General features: G+C 72.1%; 26 protein-coding genes. 18 read left to right on the top strand and 8 right to left on the bottom strand.

What is annotated here, in order from left to right; translation table 11 throughout:
• Positions 1–24: 24 nt before the first annotated feature.
• Both MRBLML1_RS15940 and MRBLML1_RS15935 read right to left on the bottom strand, forming a co-directional pair.
• On the bottom strand, positions 25–225 hold the full coding sequence (locus MRBLML1_RS15940; protein ID WP_364517661.1) for a hypothetical protein: 201 nt from the start codon (positions 223–225) through the stop codon (positions 25–27).
• 69 nt (positions 226–294) lie between these two features.
• Positions 295–1,173, bottom strand: a complete 879-nt coding sequence (locus tag MRBLML1_RS15935; RefSeq protein ID WP_364517659.1) for an EamA family transporter — start codon at positions 1,171–1,173, stop codon at positions 295–297.
• 93 nt (positions 1,174–1,266) lie between these two features.
• On the opposite strand from MRBLML1_RS15935, the gene MRBLML1_RS15930 reads away from it, so the two are divergent.
• The 10 genes from MRBLML1_RS15930 to ilvC all read left to right on the top strand — a co-directional run bounded on the left by MRBLML1_RS15930 (position 1,267) and on the right by ilvC (position 10,849).
• Entirely contained in the window at positions 1,267–2,346 is a 1,080-nt protein-coding gene (locus MRBLML1_RS15930) for a WD40/YVTN/BNR-like repeat-containing protein (protein ID WP_364517657.1), read from the top strand.
• Between the two features lie 9 nt (positions 2,347–2,355).
• Positions 2,356–2,802, top strand: a complete 447-nt coding sequence (locus MRBLML1_RS15925) for an SRPBCC family protein (RefSeq protein WP_364517655.1) — start codon at positions 2,356–2,358, stop codon at positions 2,800–2,802.
• A gap of 128 nt (positions 2,803–2,930) precedes the next feature.
• Positions 2,931–4,778: a dihydroxy-acid dehydratase gene (ilvD, locus tag MRBLML1_RS15920; protein WP_364517653.1), complete on the top strand. Its 1,848-nt coding sequence runs from the start codon at positions 2,931–2,933 to the stop codon at positions 4,776–4,778.
• Between the two features lie 3 nt (positions 4,779–4,781).
• On the top strand, positions 4,782–5,351 hold the full coding sequence (locus MRBLML1_RS15915; RefSeq protein ID WP_364517651.1) for a pyridoxamine 5'-phosphate oxidase family protein: 570 nt from the start codon (positions 4,782–4,784) through the stop codon (positions 5,349–5,351).
• Complete coding sequence (locus tag MRBLML1_RS15910; protein ID WP_364517649.1) at positions 5,348–6,022, top strand: GNAT family N-acetyltransferase; 675 nt, start codon at positions 5,348–5,350, stop codon at positions 6,020–6,022. The genes MRBLML1_RS15915 and MRBLML1_RS15910 overlap by 4 nt, the downstream gene beginning before the upstream one ends.
• 9 nt (positions 6,023–6,031) lie before the next feature.
• Entirely contained in the window at positions 6,032–6,451 is a 420-nt protein-coding gene (locus MRBLML1_RS15905) for a VOC family protein (protein WP_364517647.1), read from the top strand.
• Positions 6,448–7,242, top strand: coding sequence for a CHAD domain-containing protein (locus MRBLML1_RS15900; protein WP_364517645.1), 795 nt, complete (start codon positions 6,448–6,450; stop codon positions 7,240–7,242). The genes MRBLML1_RS15905 and MRBLML1_RS15900 overlap by 4 nt, the downstream gene beginning before the upstream one ends.
• 248 nt (positions 7,243–7,490) lie before the next feature.
• Complete coding sequence (locus MRBLML1_RS15895; protein WP_414691257.1) at positions 7,491–9,251, top strand: acetolactate synthase large subunit; 1,761 nt, start codon at positions 7,491–7,493, stop codon at positions 9,249–9,251.
• Positions 9,251–9,790 carry an acetolactate synthase small subunit gene (gene ilvN / locus MRBLML1_RS15890; protein ID WP_364517640.1) on the top strand — a complete coding sequence of 180 codons (540 nt, stop codon included), beginning with the start codon at positions 9,251–9,253 and terminating at the stop codon, positions 9,788–9,790. The genes MRBLML1_RS15895 and ilvN overlap by 1 nt, the downstream gene beginning before the upstream one ends.
• A gap of 33 nt (positions 9,791–9,823) precedes the next feature.
• Positions 9,824–10,849: a ketol-acid reductoisomerase gene (ilvC, locus tag MRBLML1_RS15885; RefSeq protein WP_364517638.1), complete on the top strand. Its 1,026-nt coding sequence runs from the start codon at positions 9,824–9,826 to the stop codon at positions 10,847–10,849.
• Between the two features lie 73 nt (positions 10,850–10,922).
• Here the strand turns inward: ilvC and MRBLML1_RS15880 are convergent, their stop codons facing one another.
• A complete protein-coding gene (locus tag MRBLML1_RS15880; protein WP_364517636.1) occupies positions 10,923–11,258 on the bottom strand; it encodes a DUF6907 domain-containing protein in 336 nt (111 codons plus the stop codon).
• Between the two features lie 163 nt (positions 11,259–11,421).
• Between MRBLML1_RS15880 and MRBLML1_RS15875 the strand changes: the two genes are divergently transcribed.
• The 3 genes from MRBLML1_RS15875 (at position 11,422) to MRBLML1_RS15865 (ending at position 12,442) form a co-directional block, all read left to right on the top strand.
• On the top strand, positions 11,422–11,703 hold the full coding sequence (locus MRBLML1_RS15875) for a helix-turn-helix domain-containing protein (RefSeq protein WP_364517634.1): 282 nt from the start codon (positions 11,422–11,424) through the stop codon (positions 11,701–11,703).
• Between the two features lie 68 nt (positions 11,704–11,771).
• The gene (locus MRBLML1_RS15870) at positions 11,772–12,041 is read left to right on the top strand and encodes a helix-turn-helix domain-containing protein (RefSeq protein WP_364517632.1); all 270 of its coding nucleotides are present in this window, start codon (positions 11,772–11,774) and stop codon (positions 12,039–12,041) included.
• Positions 12,041–12,442, top strand: a complete 402-nt coding sequence (locus MRBLML1_RS15865) for a VOC family protein (protein WP_364517630.1) — start codon at positions 12,041–12,043, stop codon at positions 12,440–12,442. The genes MRBLML1_RS15870 and MRBLML1_RS15865 overlap by 1 nt, the downstream gene beginning before the upstream one ends.
• Positions 12,443–12,458: 16 nt before the next feature.
• On the opposite strand, the gene MRBLML1_RS15860 is transcribed toward MRBLML1_RS15865, so the two are convergent.
• The 3 genes from MRBLML1_RS15860 to MRBLML1_RS15850 form a co-directional block, all read right to left on the bottom strand.
• Positions 12,459–12,887: an EamA family transporter gene (locus MRBLML1_RS15860; protein ID WP_414691266.1), complete on the bottom strand. Its 429-nt coding sequence runs from the start codon at positions 12,885–12,887 to the stop codon at positions 12,459–12,461.
• Between the two features lie 74 nt (positions 12,888–12,961).
• The gene (locus MRBLML1_RS15855) at positions 12,962–13,783 is read right to left on the bottom strand and encodes an ABC transporter permease (protein WP_364517626.1); all 822 of its coding nucleotides are present in this window, start codon (positions 13,781–13,783) and stop codon (positions 12,962–12,964) included.
• Positions 13,780–14,709, bottom strand: coding sequence for an ABC transporter ATP-binding protein (locus tag MRBLML1_RS15850; RefSeq protein WP_364517624.1), 930 nt, complete (start codon positions 14,707–14,709; stop codon positions 13,780–13,782). Before MRBLML1_RS15850 ends, MRBLML1_RS15855 begins: the two co-directional genes overlap by 4 nt.
• A 121-nt stretch (positions 14,710–14,830) precedes the next feature.
• Between MRBLML1_RS15850 and MRBLML1_RS15845 the strand changes: the two genes are divergently transcribed.
• On the top strand, positions 14,831–15,472 hold the full coding sequence (locus MRBLML1_RS15845) for a DsbA family oxidoreductase (protein WP_364517621.1): 642 nt from the start codon (positions 14,831–14,833) through the stop codon (positions 15,470–15,472).
• Positions 15,473–15,490: 18 nt separating this feature from the next.
• On the opposite strand, the gene MRBLML1_RS15840 is transcribed toward MRBLML1_RS15845, so the two are convergent.
• Complete coding sequence (locus MRBLML1_RS15840; protein WP_364518180.1) at positions 15,491–15,943, bottom strand: MaoC family dehydratase; 453 nt, start codon at positions 15,941–15,943, stop codon at positions 15,491–15,493.
• A 164-nt stretch (positions 15,944–16,107) separates the two neighbouring features.
• On the opposite strand from MRBLML1_RS15840, the gene efeU reads away from it, so the two are divergent.
• The 4 genes from efeU (at position 16,108) to serA (ending at position 21,088) form a co-directional block, all read left to right on the top strand.
• Complete coding sequence (efeU, locus tag MRBLML1_RS15835) at positions 16,108–16,965, top strand: iron uptake transporter permease EfeU (protein WP_364517619.1); 858 nt, start codon at positions 16,108–16,110, stop codon at positions 16,963–16,965.
• A 16-nt stretch (positions 16,966–16,981) separates the two neighbouring features.
• Positions 16,982–18,166 carry an iron uptake system protein EfeO gene (gene efeO / locus MRBLML1_RS15830; RefSeq protein WP_364517617.1) on the top strand — a complete coding sequence of 395 codons (1,185 nt, stop codon included), beginning with the start codon at positions 16,982–16,984 and terminating at the stop codon, positions 18,164–18,166.
• Positions 18,163–19,425, top strand: a complete 1,263-nt coding sequence (gene efeB / locus MRBLML1_RS15825; RefSeq protein ID WP_364518178.1) for an iron uptake transporter deferrochelatase/peroxidase subunit — start codon at positions 18,163–18,165, stop codon at positions 19,423–19,425. The genes efeO and efeB overlap by 4 nt, the downstream gene beginning before the upstream one ends.
• 76 nt (positions 19,426–19,501) lie before the next feature.
• A complete protein-coding gene (gene serA, locus MRBLML1_RS15820) occupies positions 19,502–21,088 on the top strand; it encodes a phosphoglycerate dehydrogenase (RefSeq protein WP_364517615.1) in 1,587 nt (528 codons plus the stop codon).
• Positions 21,089–21,280: 192 nt separating this feature from the next.
• Here serA and MRBLML1_RS15815 read toward each other — a convergent pair whose 3' ends face one another.
• A complete protein-coding gene (locus MRBLML1_RS15815) occupies positions 21,281–22,732 on the bottom strand; it encodes a PLP-dependent aminotransferase family protein (RefSeq protein ID WP_364517613.1) in 1,452 nt (483 codons plus the stop codon).
• Positions 22,733–22,758: the final 26 nt, after the last annotated feature.

Genomic DNA, 22,758 nt, shown 5'->3' with positions numbered 1-22,758 from the left:
AACCGCGCCGCGGCGGCCCGGCGGCTAGGCGTGGAGCGAGACGGGAGCGTCGTGCCGGGCCGCGCGGGCGGCGGCCCGCTCGCACAGGAAGCGCTCCACCTCCTCCCGCTCGGTACGGCGCTGCGTGCACGCGGTGAGCGCGACCATCGCGTTGCGGCGGGCGGTCAGCTGGGCCCGGGAGGCGGCCCGCTCGGCCCAGGTGCGGGGCAGGGAGAGGAGGGACATGGGTGCGCCTCCGAGGCGGTGGCGGATGGGGGAGGCCCTCCACGCTAGGAGCCGCGGATGTGCCCCGGGTCACTCCGAGATGACATCTGGGTGAAGAGGTCGGCGGGTCGCCCGGGTCGCGCCCACGCTGGCGACGACCACGCAGCCGATCGCCAGCCACTGCACCGGCGCGAGGTCCTCGCCGACCACGACCAGCCCGGCCAGCGCCGCGGCCGCCGGCTCCAGGCTGAGCAGCACGCTGAGGGTGGCCGCGGGCAGGGTGCGCAGCGCGACCAGCTCGGCGCTGTAGGGCACCACCGAGCTGAGCAAGCCGACGGCTGCGCCGATCAGCAGGATCCGTCCGTCGACCAGGTCGTCGCCGTCGACCGTGAGCAGCAGCGGGGAGAGCATGCCGACCGCGATCAGGGCGGCCACGGCCAGCCCGTCGAGGCCCTCCCAGCGCTGCCCGGTCGCGGCGCTGGAGACGATGTAGCCGGCCCAGAGCGCGCCTGCGAGCAGGGCCAGGGCGACGCCGAGCGGGTCGAGGTGGCCGCGTTCGAAGCCCAGCAGCACCACGCCGAGGGCGGCCAGCCCGACCCAGGCCAGGTCGCGCGGGCGGCGGAAGCCGAGGGCGGCCAGCACCAGGGGGCCGATGAACTCGATGGTCACCGCGACCCCGATCGGGATCCGCGAGAAGGACTGGTAGATCGCCCAGTTCATGGTGCCCAGGCACGCGCCGTACCGGACCACGACCCACCAGTCGGCTCGCGAGCGCCCGGTGAGCCGGGGCCGCGCCCACAGCAGCAGCACGACGGCGCTGGTGGCCAGCCGCAACCAGACGACGCCGTTGGGCTCGATGTCGCTGAAGAGCAGCTTCGCGAAGCCCGCGCCGAGCTGGACCGAGGCCACCCCGACCACCACCAGGCCGACCGCCGTGGGCAGCGTGGGCCGGTGGTGGGTGGTCGTCATCCGGACAACCTAGGGGCCGCACCGATGACTTCCGGCGCCGGGCCAGGTCATCCTGGGCAGAGCGGCACACAGGTGAGGCAGCAGGAGGCTGGGATGACGACGATCCTCATGGTCGGCACGCGCAAGGGTCTGTGGGTGGGCACCTCCCCGGACCGGGACGAGTGGACCTTCACCGGCCCGCACCACGACATGGAGGAGGTGTACTCCTGCCTGGTCGACACCCGCGGCGGCACGCCGCGCCTGTTCGCCGGCGCGTCCTCGAGCTGGCTGGGCCCGCAGCTGCGCTGGTCCGACGACCTCGGCGCCTCCTGGCAGGAGACGCCCAACGGGGCGATCCGGTTCCCCGACGGCGCCGGTGCCTCCGTGGAGCGGATCTGGCAGCTGGTGCCGGGTGTCGAGGACGGCGTGCTGCACGCCGGCACGGAGCCGGGGGCGGTGTTCACCTCACGCGACGGCGGCGCGTCCTTCACGCTGGAGGAGGGCCTGTGGAACCACCCGCACCGGCCGCAGTGGGACGCCGGCTTCGGCGGCCAGGCCTTCCACACGGTGCTGCCCCACCCCGGCGACCCGGCGTCGCTGACCGTCGCGATCTCGACGGGCGGCGTCTACCGCACGACCGACGGTGGGGCGTCCTGGGCGCCGCGCAACCAGGGAATCCGCGCCGACTTCCTGCCCGAGGACCAGCGCTACCCCGAGTTCGGCCAGTGCGTCCACAAGGTCGACCGCCACCCCTCCCGCCCCGAGCGGCTCTACGCGCAGAACCACGGGGGCGTCTACCGCTCCGACGACGAGGGCGGCGCCTGGACCTCGATCGGCGACGACCTGCCGAGCGACTTCGGCTTCCCGATCGTGGTCCACCCGCACCGGCCCGACACGATCTGGGTGTTCCCGCTCGGCGGCGGTGAGCGCCGCTACCCGCCCGAGGCGAAGGCCCGGGTCTGGCGCTCCGACGACGCGGGCGAGTCGTGGTCGTCGTACGGCGAGGGGTTGCCGGACGCCTTCTACGTCGGCGTCATGCGCGACGCCCTGTGCGTCGACTCCGGCGACCCGGCCGGCCTCTACCTCGGCGCCCGCAACGGCTCGGTCTGGGCCTCCGCCGACGACGGCGAGACCTGGCGCCAGATCGCCGCCGACCTGCCCGACGTGATGTCGGTGAAGGTGGGCGTCGCCTAGGGTGCGGCCATGCCCGCGTTCTCGCACACCTACGAGACCACCGTCGCCGCCCCGCCCGAGGTCGTCCACGCGCTGGTCGACGACTTCCACGAGTGGGTCAAGTGGTCGCCGTGGGAAGGCCTCGACCCGGACCTCCAGCGCACGTACGACGGCACGGGTGTCGGCGCCCGCTACGCCTGGTCCGGCAACAACAAGGCCGGCCAGGGCTCGATGACCCTCACCTCGATCACGCCCGAGCGGGTGACGGTCGACCTGGAGTTCCTGAAGCCGTTCAAGGCACGCAACGAGGTCGTCTTCGACATCACCCGGGCGGGCTCCGGCACGCACGTGGCGTGGACCATGCGCGGGGAGCGCAACGCGGCGTTCGCGATGATGGGCCGGCTGTTCTTCGACAAGGCGATCGGCAAGGACTTCACGAAGGGGCTCGTCTCGCTGAAGGCGGCCGCGGAGGCGTGAGTGCCCGAGGTTTCACCACCTAGGTGGTGAAACTTGGTCCGGGCACACCGAATTCGGTGTGCCCAGTCGGTGTTTCACCACCTAGGTGGTGAATTCTGGGGCTGGTGCGACAGGCGTAGCCTTGACCCATGCCCACCCTTCGTTCCGCGACGTCCACCTCGGGCCGCAACATGGCCGGCGCGCGTGCCCTGTGGCGCGCGACCGGCATGACCGACTCGGACTTCGGCAAGCCGATCATCGCCATCGCGAACTCCTTCACCGAGTTCGTCCCCGGTCACGTCCACCTGCGCGACCTGGGCAAGATCGTGGCGGAGTCGGTCGTGGCGAACGGCGGCGTGGCGAAGGAGTTCAACACGATCGCCGTCGACGACGGGATCGCGATGGGCCACGGCGGCATGCTCTACTCGCTGCCGAGCCGTGAGCTGATCGCGGACGCGGTGGAGTACATGGTCCAGGCGCACTGCGCCGACGCGATCGTGTGCATCTCCAACTGCGACAAGATCACCCCCGGCATGCTGCTGGCGAGCCTGCGGCTCAACATCCCCGTCGTGTTCGTCTCGGGCGGGCCGATGGAGGCCGGCAAGACGACGGCGATCGACGGGATCGTGCACTCCAAGCTCGACCTGGTCGACGCGATGGTGGCCTCTGCCAACGAGGCGGTCAGCGACGAGCAGCTCGACGTCATCGAGCGCTCCGCGTGCCCGACCTGCGGCTCGTGCTCGGGCATGTTCACCGCGAACTCGATGAACTGCCTGACCGAGGCGATCGGCCTGTCCCTGCCGGGCAACGGCTCGACGTTGGCCACGCACGCCAAGCGCCGCGCGCTCTTCGAGGAGGCCGGCCGCGTGGTCATGGACCTCTGCAACCGCTACTACGGCGACGACGACGAGTCCGTGCTCCCGCGCAACATCGCCAACCGGGAGGCGTTCGAGAACGCCGTCGCCCTCGACGTCGCGATGGGCGGCTCGACCAACACGGTGCTGCACCTGCTGGCGGCGGCCCGTGAGGCCGAGCTGGACTTCGACGTGCACGCGATCGACGCGATCTCGCGCCGCGTCCCCTGCCTGTCCAAGGTCGCCCCGAACTCGCCCAAGTTCCACATGGAGGACGTCCACCGCGCGGGCGGCATCCCCGCACTCCTCGGCGAGCTGCGCCGCGGCGGCGCGCTCAACGAGGGCGTGCACTCGGTGCACTCACCCGACCTCGACAGCTGGCTGGCGAAGTGGGACATCCGGGTCGAGGACCCCTCGCCCGAGGCGCTGGAGCTCTTCCAGGCCGCCCCCGGTGGCGTCCGTACGACGGAGCCGTTCTCCACGGACAACCGGTGGGGCACGCTCGACACCGATGCCGCCGAGGGGTGCATCCGCGACTTCGAGCACGCCTACTCCGCCGACGGCGGGCTGGCGATCCTCACCGGCAACATCGCCGTCGACGGCTGCGTCGTGAAGTCGGCCGGTGTCCCCGAGGAGAGCCTCGTCTTCCACGGCACCGCGATCGTCTTCGAGTCCCAGGACGCCGCGGTCGAGGGCATCCTCGGCAAGAAGGTCGAGGAGGGCCACGTCGTGGTCATCCGCTACGAGGGCCCCAAGGGCGGCCCGGGGATGCAGGAGATGCTCTACCCGACGGCCTTCCTCAAGGGCCGCGGACTGGGCCAGAAGTGCGCGCTGATCACCGACGGCCGGTTCTCCGGCGGCACGAGCGGGCTCTCCATCGGGCACATCTCGCCCGAGGCGGCCGGCGGCGGCACGATCGCGCTGATCGAGGACGGCGACCCGATCTCGATCGACATCCCGAACCGCACCATCCACCTCGACGTCGACGAGCACACCCTGTCCCAGCGCCGGGTGCTGCAGGAGAAGCGCGACAAGCCCTACACCCCGCTCGACCGGCAGCGCCCGGTCTCCGCGGCGCTGCGGGCCTACGCCTCGATGGCGACGGCCGCCTCCGACGGTGCCTACCGCCGCGTCCCGGACTGAGCCGTGGCCAAGGTCCACGCCCGGGTCGACGGCCGGCTCCGGGAGTTCGTCGAGCGCCAGCAGGTGTTCTTCGTCGCGTCCGCGCCGCTCGCCGGCGACGGGCACGTCAACCTGTCCCCGCGCGGCCTCCCGGGCAGCTTCGGGATGCTCGACGAGCACACCTTCGCCTGGGTCGACACCAGCGGCAGCGGCAGCGAGACCATCGCCCACCTGCGGGAGAACGGCCGGGTCGCGGTGATGTTCTGCGCCTTCGACGGCGCTCCGAACATCGTGCGCTTCCACGGCCGCGGCCGCGTCGTGACGATCTACGACGAGGAGTACGCCGGCCTCGCCGGCCGCTTCGCCGACCTGCCCGGTGCCCGGGCGGTGATCGTCGTGGACATCGAGCGGATCTCCGACGCGTGTGGCTACGGCGTCCCGCTGATGGAGTATGCCGGCGAGCGGGAGCTCCTGACGTCGTACTTCGACCGCAAGGGGCCCGTCGGCTCCGCGGAGTACCGACGCCGCAAGAACCGCACCAGCATCGACGGCCTGCCCGCCTTCGACTTCGACCCCGACCCGGTCCGGGGATGAGCGGGGCGCCGGTCCCCGGCTGGGAGCCGCGCCCGCGGCCCGAGCCGGTCACCCGCACCGGCCGGTACGTCGAGGTCCGCCCCCTGACCTCGGCCCACTACGCCGACCTGCACGCCGCCACCTGCGGTCCCGGTGACGACGACCTGTGGACCTACCGGCCGATCCCGCGGCCGGAGACCCTGCCGGGGCTGTGGATGCACCTGGCCGGCCAGCTGGAGGACCCCGCCTGGGTGAGCTTCGCGCTGGTGCCGCGGGAGGGGGAGCGGGCGGGCCGGGCGACCGGGATCGCGTCGTACCTGAGGATCGAGGAGGCGCACGGGCAGGTCGAGGTCGCCGGCGTGCTGCTCGGCAGGGCGCTGCAGCGCACCCGTGCGGCGACCGAGGCGATCCACCTGTTGATGAGGTACGCCTTCGACGACCTCGGCTACCGCCGGTTCGAGTGGAAGTGCGACAGCCGCAACGAGGCGTCGCGGCGCGCGGCGCTGCGGCTGGGCTTCGTCGAGGAGGGTCGCTTCCGCAACCACATGGTCGTGCAGGGCCGCAACCGCGACACCGACTGGTTCTCGGTCACCGACGCGGAGTGGCCGGCGGTGCGCGCCGCGCACGAGCGGTGGCTGGACCCGGCGAACTTCGGGGCCGACGGTCACCAGCTGTCCTCGCTGCGTGCTTGACTCGACGGCATGGACCAGCGGATCAGCTTCGTCACCCTCGCCGTCGCCGACCTGGACGCCACCCGCCGCTTCTACGTCGACGGTCTCGGCTGGGTCCCCGAGCTCGACGTCCCCGGCGAGGTGATGATGTTCCGCGCCGGGCCCCAGCTGGTGCTCTCGCTGTGGGCGCGCGCGGAGTTCGAGGCCGAGGTCGGCGCGCTGATGGCCGGCCCCGGCGTCGCGCCGGTCACGATCGCGCACAACGTGGCCTCGCCCGACGAGGTCGACGCGGTGCTCGCCACCGCCCGCGCGGCCGGGTCGCCGCACGTGCAGCCCGGCGTGCGCCGCGACTGGGGCGGCTACACGGGCTACTTCGCCGACCCGGACGGCTTCCGCTGGGAGGTCGCGCACAACCCGGACCCGGCGCTGGGCGCGATCGTGCTTCCGTGAGCGCCACGGCGGGCGACCTGCTGGGCTCGGTCGTGGCCGACCTGGCCACCGGGATCCGCAGGGACCGCCCGGCCGCGCTCGCCGACGAGCCGGACGCGGTCCACCAGCTCCGCACGACGGTACGACGCCTGCGGAACCTCCTGGCGGCGTTCCGCCGCTGCTTCGACAGCGCGGGGGCGGACGAGCTCGGGGCCGCCCTGGCGTCGTACGGCAGCCTGCTGGGGGAGTGCCGCGACCTGGAGGTCCGGGCGGCGGACGCGCGTGCCGCGCTGGTGGTGCTCGGGCTCACCGACGCGTGGGAGCCGACGGTCGTCGCGCCGCTGGAGCGGGTGCACGCCGCGGCCCGTGCCCGGCTCGTGGCGTGGCACGCGGGCCCGGACGCGGCGGCCCTGGACGCGCTGCTCGAGCGCTGGGTGCAGGACCCGCCGCTGCGCAAGCGCGCGCGGCGGCCGGCGGGGACGACGGCCCGCAAGGCGGTGCGCCGCCAGGTACGGCGGGTGCTGCGCCGCGCCGAGCAGGGGGCCGAGCACGACCTGCGCAAGGCGGCGCGGCGGTTGCGGCACACCGCGGACGCGGTGGCCTCGGTGCACCCGGACGCCGCCGCGCTGGGCAGGCTCGGGCACCGCGTCCAGGGAGTCCTCGGGGATGCCCGGGACGCACAGCTGCTGGCCGAGCACGCGCGCCGGTGCGGCGCGGAGCCGCTGGCGGCGTACGCCGAGCAGGCGGCGGCCGTGGCCCGCGCCCACCTTGCGGAGCCGCTCGACGCCCTCCGGGCGAAGGCCGATTCCTGAGACAGCCGTCTTGCGATGTGGGACGGGGTGGCACACTTATTCGACGGCACGACGACGGACGGCGTACGGTGGGCCCATGCTCGACCAGCTTCTCGTACGCACCGGACGCGCCGCCTGACCTCGTCAGTCGACGCGTCCCGCCCCTCGTTGCCCGGCAACCGAGGGGTTTTTGCTTGTACGACGGACCACAGCCCCCCGCGGGACAGCGCGGAACAGCACAGAACAGGCACAGAACGGAAATGAGTCGGATGACTGAGCAGCAGGGCTCGGGCGAGTCGATCACCGGGGCGCAGAGCCTGGTCCGCTCCCTCGAGGCGGCCGGGGTGACGGACATCTTCGGCATCCCGGGAGGCGCGATCCTCCCGGCGTACGACCCGCTGATGGACAGCAGCATCCGCCACATCCTGGTGCGCCACGAGCAGGGCGCCGGCCACGCGGCGCAGGGCTACGCCTCGGCGTCGGGCCGGGTCGGCGTCTGCATGGCGACCTCCGGCCCGGGTGCGACCAACCTGGTCACCCCGCTGGCCGACGCGCACATGGACTCGGTGCCGATGGTGGCGATCACCGGTCAGGTCGGCGCCTCGCTGATCGGGACCGACGCCTTCCAGGAGGCCGACATCCGCGGCATCACGATGCCGATCACCAAGCACAACTTCCTGGTCACCGACCCCGCCGAGATCCCGGCCAAGATCGCCGAGGCCTTCCACATCGCCTCGACCGGCCGCCCCGGGCCGGTCCTCGTCGACGTCACCAAGTCGGCGCTGCAGTCGACCACCGGCTTCCAGTGGCCCAGCGAGATCAGCCTGCCCGGCTACCGCCCGGTGACGCGCCCGCACGCCAAGCAGATCCGCGAGGCGGCCCGGCTGATCCTGGAGTCGCGCAAGCCCGTGCTGTACGTCGGCGGCGGCACCATCCGCTCCGGCGCGGCCCGGGAGCTGGCCACCCTCGCCGAGCTGACCGGCATCCCGGTGGTCACCACGCTGATGGCCCGCGGCGCCTTCCCCGACAGCCACCCGCAGCACCTCGGCATGCCCGGCATGCACGGCACGGTCGCCGCGGTGGCCGCGCTGCAGAAGAGCGACCTGATCATCAGCCTCGGCGCCCGCTTCGACGACCGGGTCACCGGCAACCTGGACTCCTTCGCGCCCGGCGCCAAGGTCATCCACGCCGACATCGACCCCGCGGAGATCGGCAAGAACCGCTATGCCGACGTCCCGATCGTGGGCGACGTCCGCGAGGTCCTGGTCGACCTGGTCACCACCCTGCGCACCGAGGCCGAGGCCGGCCGCACCGGTGACTACGAGGGCTGGGTCGCCTTCTGCGCCGGGGTGAAGAAGAAGTACGCCCTCGGCTACGACAAGCCCGCCGACGGCGGGCTCGCGCCGCAGTACGTCATCGAGCGCCTCGGCGCGATCTCCGGCCCCGGCACGATCTACACCGCCGGCGTGGGCCAGCACCAGATGTGGGCCGCGCAGTTCGTGAGCTACGAGCAGCCCAACACCTGGATCAACTCCGGCGGCCTCGGCACCATGGGCTTCGCGGTCCCCGGCGCGATGGGCGCCAAGGTCGCGATGCCCGACCAGACGGTGTGGGCGGTCGACGGCGACGGCTGCTTCCAGATGACCAACCAGGAGCTCGCCACCTGCGCGATCAACAACATCCCGATCAAGGTCGCGATCATCAACAACGAGTCGCTCGGCATGGTCCGGCAGTGGCAGACGCTGTTCTACAACAGCCGCTACTCCAACACCGACCTGCAGTCCAAGCGGATCCCGGACTTCGTGAAGCTCGCCGACGCCTACGGTTGCGTGGGCCTGGCGTGCGACTCGCCCGACGACGTGGACGCCACGATCCAGAAGGCGATGGAGATCAACGACGTGCCCGTCGTCGTCGACTTCCGGGTGCACCGCGACGCGATGGTGTGGCCGATGGTCGCCGCCGGCACCAGCAACGACGAGATCAAGTACGCGCGCGACCTCGCGCCCCAGTTCGACGAGGACGACCTGTGATGGCCCAGCACACCCTTTCGGTCCTCGTCGAGGACAAGCCCGGCGTCCTGGCCCGGATCTCGGCGCTGTTCAGCCGCCGCGGCTTCAACATCACCTCGCTCGCGGTCGGTCCGACCGAGCACCCGGAGATCTCCCGGATGACGATCGTCGTCAACGTGGAGTCCTCCCCGCTGGAGCAGGTCACCAAGCAGCTCAACAAGCTGGTCGAGGTGATCAAGATCGTCGAGCTCGACAACGCGGCCTCGGTCACCCGTGAGCTGGTCCTGGTCAAGGTCGGTGCCACGGCCGAGAACCGCAGCCAGGTGCTCGACGTGGTCCAGCTCTTCCGGGCCAAGGTCATCGACGTCGCCGCGGACGCCGTCACCATGCAGGTGGTCGGCAACGCGGACAAGATCACCGACTTCCTGCGCGTGCTGGAGCCCTTCGGGATCCGCGAGCTCGTGCAGTCCGGCATGGTCGCCATCGGCCGGGGCTCGCGCTCCATCTCGGAGCGGGGCAAGCCCGTCGCCGTACCGGTGCCGCCTGCCGCCCACGCCTGAATCCCCACCCAACCACAGCAAGGAGAGGCCCCAGTGGCTGAGATTTTCTACGACGACGACGCCGACCTGTCCCTCATCCAGGGCAAGAACGTCGCGGTCATCGGTTACGGCAGCCAGGGCCACGCCCACGCGCTCAACCTGCGCGACTCCGGCGTCGACGTGCGGGTCGGCCTCAAGGAGGGCTCGAAGAGCCGTCCCAAGGCCGAGGAGGAGGGCCTGAAGGTCCTCTCCGTCGCCGAGGCCGTGGAGGAGGCCGACGTCATCGTCATCCTCGCCCCCGACCAGCACCAGCGCACGATCTACGCCGAGTCGATCGAGCCGCACCTCGCCGCGGGCGACACCCTCGTCTTCGGCCACGGCTTCAACATCCGCTTCGGCTACATCAAGGCGCCCGAGGGCGTCGACGTGATCATGGTCGCCCCGAAGGCCCCGGGCCACACGGTGCGCCGCGAGTACGTCGCCGGCCGCGGCATCCCGGACATCATCGCCGTCGAGCAGGACGCCTCCGGCGCCGCCTGGGACCTGGCGAAGTCCTACGCCAAGGCCATCGGCGGCACCCGCGCCGGCGTCATCAAGACGACCTTCACCGAGGAGACCGAGACCGACCTGTTCGGTGAGCAGGCCGTGCTGTGCGGCGGCGTCTCGCACCTGGTGCAGGCCGGCTTCGAGACCCTCACCGAGGCGGGCTACCAGCCGGAGATCGCCTACTTCGAGGTGCTCCACGAGCTGAAGCTGATCGTCGACCTGATGTGGGAGGGCGGCATCGCCAAGCAGCGCTGGTCGGTCTCCGACACCGCGGAGTACGGCGACTACGTCTCCGGTCCGCGCGTGGTGACCCCCGAGGTCAAGGCGTCGATGCAGGCGATCCTCGCCGACATCCAGAGCGGCGCCTTCGCCGAGCGGTTCATCGGCGACCAGGACAACGGCGGCACCGAGTTCCTCAAGCTCCGCGAGGAGGAGGCCGCGCACCCGATCGAGGCGACCGGCAAGGCGCTGCGGGCGCACTTCTCCTGGAAGCAGAGCGACGACGACTACACCGAGGGCTCCGCCGCGCGCTGAGCTCCCACCCGTCGTACGACGAGCGCCCCCGGTCCGCACGGCCCGGGGGCGCTCGTGCGTCCCGGGCCCGGCCTCACGGCTCGGTCAGCGCGAGCTGGTGGCCGAGGTGCTCGTGCAGGGCACGGGCGGACTCCTCGGTGAGCACCAGCCGCGGCTCGCGGCGCTCCGCGGGCTCGATCGCGACCCAGACCAGCGGGGTCCCGACGTGGCGCCCGAGCCAGACCACGAGGGTCATCGACTCCAGCGAGGCGGTGACGGGCACGGTGTCGGCCGTGGCCGCGACGGCCGGCACCAGCGATGGCTCGCTGTGGTGGTAACGGTCCTCCGGGTGGTCGTCCTCGAGGTGCTCGCGCGCGCACCAGGCCGGGCACCCTTCTGCCAGCCATGTCGGTGCGTCTGCTCCGGTCATGTGCGTCATCCCCCAAGATGTCGATCCGTGCCCGGCACCATACGAGAGGGGTACGACACAAAGCCCCGATCGTCCTCGGTTGTCCACAGGCACGGATGGCGTGCTCGAATGTTCCCATACCAGTATGGTCGCCAGGACATGCCCATACCAAGATGATGAAGGCATGGAGAACCTGAAGGCCGACTACGCGTGGGGCGCGTACGCGATCGAGCTGGGTCTCAACCTGCGCCGGGCGCGGGGTGCGCGGGGGCTCAGCCAGGAGCAGGTGGCGCTGCGCGTCGGGATCTCGTCCAAGACCTACCAGAAGTACGAGACCGGTCACTCCAAGCCGGGGACGCCGATGAATCCCCAGCTGGTCAACCTGGTGTGCATCAGCCACGTGCTGGAGGTGCCGGTGGAGGAGCTGCTGCCCGCCTTCGCCCCGGACCTGCCGGCCGTCGGGTGATCTCGCGATGAGCGGGTACCCATGCAGGTATGGTCGCCAGGGCATGGTCATACGCGGATGATGGCGCCATGGCAACCGACCACTCCTGGCTGGCCTACGCCCGCGCTCTCGGGCTCAACCTGCAGAAGGCGCGCACCGCGCTCGGCCTGAGCCAGGAGCGGGTGGCCCACCTGGCCGGGATCGCCGGCTTCACCTACCAGAAGTACGAGAAGGGGGAGTCCCGTCCCGGGACCCCGATGAACCCGCAGCTGTTCACCCTGGTCTCGCTGAGCCAGGTGCTCAAGGTCCCGCTCGCCGAGCTGCTGCCCGACTTCCAGCCGGACCTCGGCGAGCGCTGATGTCCCTCCCGCGGCTGCGCGGCGTCGTGCTCGACACGACCGACGTCCCGCGACTGGCGGAGTTCTACCGCCTCCTGCTCGGCTGGTCCTATCCGGCGGGCCTCGAGGTGGAGGGTGTCACCGACTGGCTCTCGATCGTCGGACCGTCCGGTGAGCGGCTGTCCTTCCAGCAGGTGGAGGTGCTGCCGCCCACCACCTGGCCGGACGCCGAGGTGCCCCAGCAGCTGCACCTCGACCTCCTGGCCGAGACCCGGGCCGACCTGGAGGAGACCCACCGGCGCGCGCTGGAGCTGGGCGCCGTCGTACGGCGCGAGCAGGTGGACGACCCCGAGGAGCCGTTGCGGGTCTACACCGACCCCGCCGGGCACACGTTCTGCGTGTTCACCCACGACGTGGGCTGACGGTCGAGGGCCGGGCTCAGCCGCTCAGCACGAGCAGCACGGCGCCGGCACCGACCAGGGCCACCCCGCCCCACTGCAGCAGCGAGAGCCGCTCGCCCAGGAGGGTGACGCCGAAGACCGCGACCAGGACCACGCTCAGCTTGTCGACGGGCGCGACGAGCGAGGCGTCGCCGATCTTGAGCGCACGGAAGTAGCAGATCCACGACGCCCCGGTCGCCAGGCCCGAGAGCACCAGGAACAGCCACGTGCGGCCGGTGACCTCGCCGGGGGAGTGCAGCTTGCCCAGTGCCAGCAGGATGACGCCCAGGGTCACCAGGATGACGATGGTGCGCACGAAGGTCGCGACGTCGGAGTCGACCTCCTTGACCCCGACCTTGGCGAAGATCGCCGTCAGCGCGGCGAAGACCGCCGACAGCAGCGCCCAGAACCACCAGGTCGAGGTCAGCTCCACGGGCACCTCCGCTGCGGGACGTCGAGACGGCCCGGCCACCGAGGTGACCGGGCCGTACGACGGTAGCGCTACTTGACCTCGGAGCGGAGCACCAGCCGCAGGCCGACCAGCAGCGGCAGCCCGATCCACAGCAGCGCGGTGATCGCGAGCTGGAGCCAGTCCTGGCCGTGCACGGCGCCGTCGAAGAGCTGGAAGCGGGTCTCGTTCAGGTCGAACCACGCGGCGTGGTCGGCCCACCACTCCTGGGCCGCACCGAGGGCACCGGACAGGCCGGGCAGCACCAGGTTGACCACGAAGTAGGCGACGATCGCGGCGGGGGAGCTGCGGAAGAGCAGGCCGAAGGCGAAGCCGAGCACCATGCCGAGGCTGTTGGCGAGGATGATCTGGGCGAAGGCCGCGGGGCTGATGTCCCACTGCACGTCGTAGCCGGTGATCATCGAGGTGACGATCGTGCCGAGGGCGCCGACGCCGAGCGCGACGAACATCGCGACCACGCCGACGACGAGGATGTCGATCAGCTTGGCGGCGAGCACCCGGGGCCGGCTGGAGACCAGGGTGAAGGTGGTCAGCGCCGTGCGCTGGCTCCACTCGCTGGTCACGGCGAGCACGCCGATGACCGGCAGGATGATCGACATGGGGCTGCCGATGGCCGCCGCGAACGACTCGAAGGTGAGGCTGTCGCGGTCGCCCAGCAGGGCGGTCAGCGTGGTCGCGATCGCCGAGACGATGACGATGCTGGCCATCAGCCAGAAACCGGAGCGGGTGTCGAACATCTTGCGCAGCTCGACGTGCATCACCCGGCGGAACGGGGTGGGGGCGGGCGCGGGGCGCGTCCTCCCGGCCGCCGGTACGACGGCGGCGGGGCTCGGTTCGGTGGTGGTGGCGCTCATGCCGCCGCTCCTTCGGTGCTCGTGCTGGTCGTGGTGGTGCTCTCGCGCTGGCTCTCGGCGGTGAGCGCCAGGAACATCTCCTCCAGGCCCGCCCCCTCGGCGGCCCGGAGCTCGGTGACGGCGATGCCGGCGGCGAAGGCCGCCTGGCCGACGGCGGGCAGGGCCGCCTCGGCCAGCACGGCGCCGCCGGAGGTCGGCCGGGCGGCGATGCCGGCGGCCTGGAGGGCGGTGGCGAGGGTGGTGCCGTCGGCCGCCCGGACCAGCGTGCCGGCGCCGGCCAGCAGCTCGTCCTTGGTGCCCTGGGCGACGATCCGGCCGTTGCCGATGACGACGATGTCGTCGGCGACGACCTCGATCTCGTGCAGCAGGTGGGAGGAGAGCAGCACGGTGCCGCCCTGGTCGGCGAAGCCGCGGAGCAGGTCGCGCATCCAGCGGATGCCGGCCGGGTCGAGGCCGTTGGCGGGCTCGTCGAGGATGAGCACCTCGGGGTCGCCGAGCAGCGCGGTCGCGATGCCGAGCCGCTGGCGCATGCCGAGGGAGTAGTTGCGGACCCGGCGGCTGGCCTCGTCCTCGGTGAGGCTGACCCGCTCCAGCATCGCGTCGACGCGGGTGCGCGGCAGGCCCATGGTGAGCGCGGCGATGGTGAGGATCTCGCGGCCGGTGCGGCCCGCGTGCTGGGCGGAGGCGTCGAGCAGGACGCCGACCTCGCGGCCCGGGTCGGGCAGGTCGCGGAATCGCCGGCCGAGGACGCGGACCTCGCCGCTGCCCGGCTCGGTCAGGCCGACCATGACCCGCATGGTGGTGGACTTGCCGGCACCGTTGGGCCCGAGGAAGCCGGTCACCCGGCCGGGGGCAGCGGTGAACGACACGTTGTCGACGGCCGTGAAGCTGCCGTAGCTCTTGGAGAGGGACTCGACTGTGATCATGTCCCGAAGCCTCGCTCCGGCGGGCCGTGCGCCGCTTCGGGTGGATCCCTTGACCCGCCCCTGACCCGACCCTGAGGGGACTCGGGGGAAGCAATCAGGGGTACGCCGTGTTGGCTCCCTCGTGCGTATCGAGATCTGGGCCGACGTCGTCTGCCCCTGGTGCTACATCGGCAAGCGACGGCTGGAGAAGGCGATCGCCGGCTTCGAGCACGGCGACGAGGTCGAGGTCGTCTACCGCTCCTACGAGCTGGACCCCTTCGCGCCCGAGGTCGGCACCGAGTCCACGGTGACCGTGCTGGGCCGCAAGCTCGGCGCCGACGAGGCCGGCACCCGGGAGATGATGGCCCGCGCCGACGAGGTCGCCGCCGCCGAGGGACTCACCTTCGCGCACGCCGACACCCTGCACGCGCGCACCCTCAACGCGCACCGGCTGATCCACCTGGCTGCCGCCGAGGGCCGGCAGCACGCGATGGTGGAGGAGCTGCTGGCGGCGTACTTCACCCGGGGCGAGTCGCTCGGCGACCCCGCCGTGCTCCGGGCTGCCGCCTCCGCGGCCGGCCTGGACGCCGGCCGGGTGGAGGAGGTGCTGGGCAGCGACGAGTACCGCGACGAGGTGATGGCTGACGTGGCGCAGGCGCGGGCCTACGGCTCCTCCGGCGTACCGTTCTTCGTCCTCGACGGACGCTTCGGCATCTCCGGCGCGCAGCCGGCCGAGGTCTTCGAGCAGGCGCTCGCGCAGGCCTGGTCCAGCCGCGAGGGCTGAGCCTGACCTGTCAGCGGCTCAGGGGAGCAGCAGGACGACGGTCTCCGCGACGCAGGCCGGCTTCTGCTCGCCCTCGATCTCGACCGTGTGCTGCACGGTGAGCTGCTTGCCGCTGGGGATGTCGATGACCTCGCCCATCTTCACGTGCAGCCGGATCCGCTTGCCGACGAGCAGCGGGTTCGGGAAGCGGACCTTGTTGACGCCGTAGTTGAGCTTGGCGCCGGGGGTGCGCAGGGTGAAGACCTGGCTGCCGAGCCACGGCACGAGGGACAGGGTCAGGTAGCCGTGCGCGATGGTGCCGCCGAAGGGTCCCTCCTTGGCGCGCTCCATGTCGACGTGGATCCACTGGTGGTCGCCGGTGGCGTCGGCGAACTGGTTGACGCGACGCTGGTCGATGGTCACCCACTCGCTGGACCCGAGCTCGGTGCCGGCCGCCTCGGCGACCTCTTCGAACGTGGTGAACACCCGCATGGCCATGGACTCCTTCGTCGTCGGGGAAGCCGGTCCGCCCGACCTTAGGGCACATCCGGTGAGCCGGGGGCGCAACGCCGCACCGTGGTCGGGATGTGGGCGGCGTGCTCAGAAATGGACATGGTTTAGGTGAGGCTAAGCAGACCGGCGTACATTGGCCGATCGTGCTCGCCAACTTTCTCATCGGACTGCGTGAAGGCCTCGAGGCCGCGCTGGTGGTCAGCATCCTGGTGGCCTACCTCGTCAAGTCCGAGCGCCGGGAGCTGCTGCCGCGGATCTGGGCCGGCGTCGCCCTCGCCGTCGCGATCTCGCTCGGCTTCGGCGCGGCGCTCACCTTCGGGCCGCGCGGGCTGACGTTCGAGGCGCAGGAGGCCATCGGCGGGACGCTCTCGATCGTCGCGGTGGTCTTCGTGACCTGGATGATCTTCTGGATGTCCAAGGCCGCGCGCGGTCTGGGCGCCGAGCTGCGCGGGCAGATCGACAAGGCCGCCGACGGGGCCCGCTGGTCGCTCGCGGTCGTCGCCGCGCTGGCCGTGGGCCGCGAGGGCCTGGAGACCGCGCTCTTCCTCTGGGCGGCCACCCAGGCCGGCACCCGCGAGAGCGCCGGCGCCGTCACCCCCACCTGGGAGCCGCTGCTCGGCGCGCTGCTGGGCCTGCTCGTCGCGGTCGCGCTCGGCTACCTGATCTACCGCGGCGCGATCCGGCTCAACCTCACCGTCTTCTTCACCTGGACCGGCGCCTTCCTCATCGTCGTGGCCGGTGGCGTGCTCGCCTACGGCGTCCACGACCTCCAGGAGGCCGGCATCCTGCCCGGCCTGCACGACCTCGCCTTCGACGTCTCCGACGCCATCCCGCCGTCCTCGTGGTACGGCACGCTGCTCAAGGGCGTCTTCAACTTCTCGCCGGCCACGACCAAGCTCGAGGCCCTGGTCTGGACGCTCTACGTCCTGCCGGTCGGCGCGCTCTTCCTGTCCCGCACCCGATCCTCCCGACCCCGTACGACGACGCCCGCGTCGTCCTGAACCAGGAGCACGACCCATGCGCAAGATCCTCGCCTCGGTGGCGGCCCTCGCCGTCGTACCGGCCCTGGCGGCCTGCACCGAGAACGCCTCCAGCGACGACAAGAAGGGCGACGGCCGCGCGCTGAGCGTCACCTCGAGCAAGGACGGCTGCGAGCTCTCCGCGGTCGAGGCGCCCGCCGGCAGGCTCACCTTCGACGTGACCAACACCGGCAGCGACGTCACCGAGTTCTACCTGCTCGGCGAGGACGGCCTGCGGATCGTCGGCGAGGTCGAGAACATCGGCCCGAACCTCACCAAGAAGCTCACCGTCAACGCGCCCGAGGGCAAGTACTTCACCGCCTGCAAGCCGGGCATGGTCGGCGAGGGCATCCGCGCCGCGTTCACCGTCAGCCACTCCGACGACGAGCAGAAGGTCAGCGCGTCCGACCAGGAGCTGATCGACCAGGCGCAGGACAACTACCGCAGCTACATCCAGGACCAGTCCGGCCAGCTGCTCGTCAAGACCCAGCAGTTCGTCCAGCTCTACAAGGACGGCAAGGACGACGAGGCGCGCACCCTCTACCCGCAGGCGCGCGAGCACTGGGAGCGGATCGAGACGGTCGCGGAGTCCTTCGGCGACCTCGACCCCAAGACCGACGCCCGGGAGGCCGACGTCGACTTCGCCGCGGGGGAGAAGTGGACCGGCTGGCACCGGATCGAGAAGGACCTGTGGCCCCAGGACGCGAAGGGCTACACCGCGCTGACGACCAAGGAGCGCGCGACGTACGCCGACGACCTGCTCGCCAACACCAAGGAGCTCGACGGCCGGATCCAGGCCACCGGCGCCAAGGCGCTGACCTACCCGATCGACGCGATCGCCAACGGCTCGATCGGCCTCCTGGAGGAGGTCGCCAACGGCAAGATCACCGGCGAGGAGGAGGCCTGGTCGCACACCGACCTGTGGGACTTCCAGGCCAACGTCGACGGCGCCCGGGTCGCCTTCGAGGGCGTCAAGCCGTTGCTGGACTCCAAGGACGAGGCGCTGTCGGCGGAGCTGACCGCCAAGTTCGCCGCGCTCCAGAAGCTGCTCGACTCCTACAAGTCCGGTGACGGCTTCGTCCTCTACACCGAGCTCACCAAGGACGACACCAAGAAGATGACCGACGCCGTCAACGCGCTCTCCGAGCCGCTGTCGAAGCTCACCGCGGCGGTGACCTCCTGACCGGGGCTCCCCGCGTCAGCCGGCGCGGTCTCCTCGGCGGCGGCGCGGCGGCCGCCGGGGTGGCCGGCGCCTTCGCGGCCGGGCGGGTCAGTGCGGCGGAGCCGGCGTCGAGCACGGCGCCGGTGGCGTCGTACCCCTTCCACGGGGAGCGCCAGGCCGGCATCGTCACGCCCGCCCAGGACCGGCTGCACTTCGTCGCGCTCGACGTGACGACCGAGGACCGCGACGAGCTCGTCGCGCTGCTGAAGGCCTGGACCGAGGCGGCCGCCCGGATGACCCAGGGTGCCTCCGCCGGTCCGGTGGGAGCCGTGGACGGGCCGAGCAACGCCCCGCCGGACGACACCGGTGAGGCGCTCGACCTCGCGCCGAGCCGGCTCACCATCACCTTCGGCTTCGGCCCCGGGCTGTTCACCAAGGACGGCAAGGACCGCTTCGGCATCGCCGCGCGCCGTCCGGAGGCGCTGGAGCAGCTCCCGCGCTTCTCCGCCGACGTGCTCGACCCGGCCCGCAGCGACGGCGACATCTGCATCCAGGCCTGCGCCGACGACCCGCAGGTCGCCGTGCACGCGATCCGCAACCTCGTCCGGATCGGCTTCGGCACGACGGCCGTGCGCTGGTCGCAGCTCGGCTTCGGGCGTACGTCGACGACCTCGACGAGCCAGTCGACGCCGCGCAACCTGTTCGGCTTCAAGGACGGCACCGCCAACATCAAGGCCGAGGAGCACGACGCCCTCGGGCGGCACGTGTGGGTGGGCGCGGACGACGACCCGAAGGCCGGCTGGCTGGCCGGTGGCTCCTACCTGGTCACCCGCCGGATCAACATGACCATCGAGGTCTGGGACCGGCAGTCGCTCGACGCCCAGGAGCAGTTCGTCGGCCGCACCAAGGGCAGCGGCGCGCCGCTGTCGGGCGGTGAGGAGATGACCGAGCCCGACTTCGCGATGAAGGGCAGCACGGGGCCGGTGATCCCGGTCGACGCGCACGTGCGGGTGGTGCACCCCGACCTCAACGAGGGCGTGCGGATCCTGCGCCGCGGCTACAACTTCGTCGACGGCAGCAACGACGTCGGCGGCCTCGACGCGGGACTGTTCTTCATCGCCTACCTGCGCGACCCGCGCACCCACTTCATCCCGCTGCAGCGGGCGATGTCGAAGCAGGACGCGCTCATGGAGTACCTCCGCTTCACCGGCCAGGCGCTGTTCGCGGTGCCGCCCGGCGTCGCCGAGGGGGAGTACGTCGGACAGGCCCTCTTCGCCTGAGCCGAGCGGGTAGTGTGGCGGTACGCACAGCGCCGTGCCACTGCTCCACCCGCACCACCCCGCGAAGGACATCGCTGTGACCGCTCGCCCCGTCGTACTCATCGCCGAAGAGCTCAGCCCCGCCACCGTGGAGGCGCTCGGCCCGGACTTCGAGATCCGGTCCTGCAACGGCGCCGACCGCGCGGAGCTGCTGCCCGCGATCGCCGACGTGGACGCGATCCTCGTCCGGTCCGCGACGAAGGTCGACGCGGAGGCGCTCGCCGCGGCGAAGCGGCTCAAGGTGGTCGCCCGGGCCGGCGTCGGTCTCGACAACGTGGACGTCAAGGCCGCGACCCAGTCCGGGGTGATGGTCGTCAACGCACCGACCTCCAACATCGTCTCCGCCGCCGAGCTCGCCGTCGCGCTGATGCTCGCCGCCGCGCGCCACGTCTCGCCGGCGCACGCCGCGCTGCGCGCAGGGGAGTGGAAGCGCTCGAAGTACACCGGCATCGAGCTCTTCGAGAAGACCGTCGGCATCGTCGGCCTGGGCCGGATCGGCGTCCTCGTGGCGCAGCGGCTGGCCGCCTTCGGCATGAACGTCATCGCCTACGACCCCTACGTCCAGCCCGGCCGTGCCGCGCAGATGGGCGTGCGCCTGGTCGACCTCGACACCCTGATGGCCGAGTCGGACTTCATGTCCGTGCACCTGCCCAAGACCCCCGAGACGGTCGGCCTGATCGGGGCCGACCAGCTCGCCAAGGCCCGCCCGCAGCTGGTCCTCGTCAACGCCGCGCGCGGCGGCATCGTCGACGAGGCCGCCCTCTACGACGCCCTGAAGACCGGGCGCATCGGCGCTGCCGGCCTCGACGTCTTCGCCCAGGAGCCGTGCACCGACAGCCCGCTCTTCGAGCTGGAGAACGTCGTCGCGACCCCGCACCTCGGCGCCTCCACCGACGAGGCCCAGGAGAAGGCCGGCATCGCCGTCGCCAGGTCGGTGCGCCTCGCGCTGTCCGGCGAGCTGGTCCCCGACGCCGTCAACGTCCAGGGCGGGGTCATCGCCGAGGACGTGCGCCCCGGCATCCCGCTCACCGAGAAGCTCGGCCAGGTCTTCACCGCCGTCGCCGGCGAGGTCGCCCAGAGCCTCGACGTCGAGGTCCGCGGCGAGATCGCCGAGACCGACGTCAAGGTGCTCGAGCTCGCGGCCCTCAAGGGCGTGTTCAGCAGCGTCGTGGAGGACCAGGTCTCCTACGTCAACGCGCCGCTGCTCGCCGCCGAGCGTGGGCTCGCCGTACGCCTCGTCACCGAGAGCGACAGCCCCGACCACCGCAACCTGATCACCCTGCGCGGCGCCCTCGCCGACGGTTCCCAGGTCTCGGTCAGCGGCACCCTGGTCGGCATCCACCAGCGCGAGCGGCTGGTCGAGGTCAACGGCTTCGACATCGACATCGAGCCCACCGACCACCTCGCGTTCTTCACCTACGTCGACCGGCCCGGCATGGTCGGCACCGTCGGCCAGGTGCTCGGCCAGGCGGGCGTCAACATCGCCGGCATGCAGGTGTCGCGGGAGGACCGCGGGGGCGAGGCGCTGGTCGCGATGTCCGTCGACTCCGCCATCCCGGCCGAGATCCTCGCCGAGATCGAGTCCGCCATCGAGGCCACCTCGATCCGCGCCGTCGACCTCTGAACTGGATGGCGCGAGCGCGTCGCTCGTGCCTCGCGCCGCGCTGCCGCGCGCGGTTGCCTCTCGTAGGACGAACGCCCGCCTGGCGGCAAGCCTGTCGGCCCGCGGGACGCGCTCTCCCTTCGCCTCCGGTCGCTCCTTCGTCGCTCTCTTCGGCTCAGGGCCGACCGCGTCCCGCGGTCGCCGACGGTGTCGTCAGGCGACGAGGACCGGGTCGGTGCCCGTCCCGGCGGCCTGCTTCGTCGCGCGGCCGGAGGTGACGACCGCCCAGGCGTCGGCGATCCGGTCCACGGCCTCGACCAGCTGCGGCGCGGCGATCGCGTAGGGGAGCCGGACGTAGCGGTCCAGCCCGCCCTCGGGCGCGAACGACGGCCCGGGCGCCAGCAGCACGCCGTGCCGCTCGGCCTCGGCCGACAGCGCGGTGGCGCCGGCCGCCGGCAGGTGGCACCACAGTGCCATCCCGCCCGCGGGCGGGCGGAAGGTCCAGTCGGGGAGTCGCTCGGCCAGGGCCGCGACGAGGGCGTCGCGCTGCTCGCGGAGCCGGTCGCGCTGGACGGCGACCAGCTCGTCGTACCCGTCGGTGAGCAGGCGGGTGAGGACCAGCTGCTCCAGCACCGGCACGCCGAGGTCGAGCCCGACGCGCGCCCGGGTCAGCCGGTCGACGAGGTCCCGGGGGGCGCGGATCCAGCCCAGCCGCAGACCGCCCCACACGCTCTTGCTGGCGCTGCCGACGCAGATCGCGTCCTCGGCGTACGACGCGAACGGCCGCCCGGCCCGCTCGTCGTCCAGGTGCAGCAGGTGGTGGGCCTCGTCGACGACCGCCGTGGCGCCGTGGCGGGCGAGCAGGTCGGCGTAGGCGGCGCGCTCGGACTCGGCCATCACCAGCCCGGTCGGGTTGTGGAAGTCCGGCATCACGTGCACCAGCCGCGGCCGGTGCCGGGCCAGTGCGCTGCCGATCGCGTCGAGGTCCCAGCCGAACGGGTCGAGGGTGAGGGTGGCGAGCCGGCCGCCGCCGGTGCGCAGGGCCCGCACCGCGTTGGGGTAGGTCGGCGCCTCCATCAGCACCCGCTCGCGCGGCCCGGCGAGAGCGGCGCCGATCACGGCGGTGGCCGCGAGCGCGCCGGGGGTGACGATGACCTGGTCGGGGTCGGTCGGCAGCCCCCGGGCGTCGTACGACGCGGCGACGGCGGCCTGCAGGGCCGGCATGCCGGCGGGGAAGTAGCCGTGCCCGCCGAGGTGGGCGGGCAGCTCGGCGGCTGCCTCGGCGTAGCGCGCGGCCATGCCGGGCGGCGCGGTGGCGGCGGCGCAGACGAGGTCGATGACGCCGTTGCCGACGTCGCTGGGCCACAGCGCCCGGTCCAGCGCGCGAGTGCGCCCACCGGGCAGGCGGGTGAAGGTGCCCGCCCCCTGCCGGGCCTCGGCGTACGACGTCTCGCGCAGCAGTGCGTAGGCGCGGGTCACCGTGGTGCGGGAGACGCCGAGGGCGTCGGTGAGGTCGCGCTCGCTGGGCAGCCGGGTGCCGTAGCCGATCCGGCCGTCGCCGATCAGCTCGCGCAGCGCGTCGGCCAGGCCGGCGTAGGCGGGGGAGCGGTCGAAGCCGTCGACGAGGACGGCGAGCCGGGCGGCGGACAAAGTGGACTGCGCCATGCAGTCCACTCTCTCACGATTGGCTA

Source organism: Nocardioides sp. LML1-1-1.1, assembly GCF_040676175.1.
Lineage (GTDB): Bacteria > Actinomycetota > Actinomycetes > Propionibacteriales > Nocardioidaceae > Nocardioides.
The sequence above is the reverse complement of the archived record's forward strand: the minus strand, read 5'-3'. Positions and strand labels throughout refer to the sequence as shown.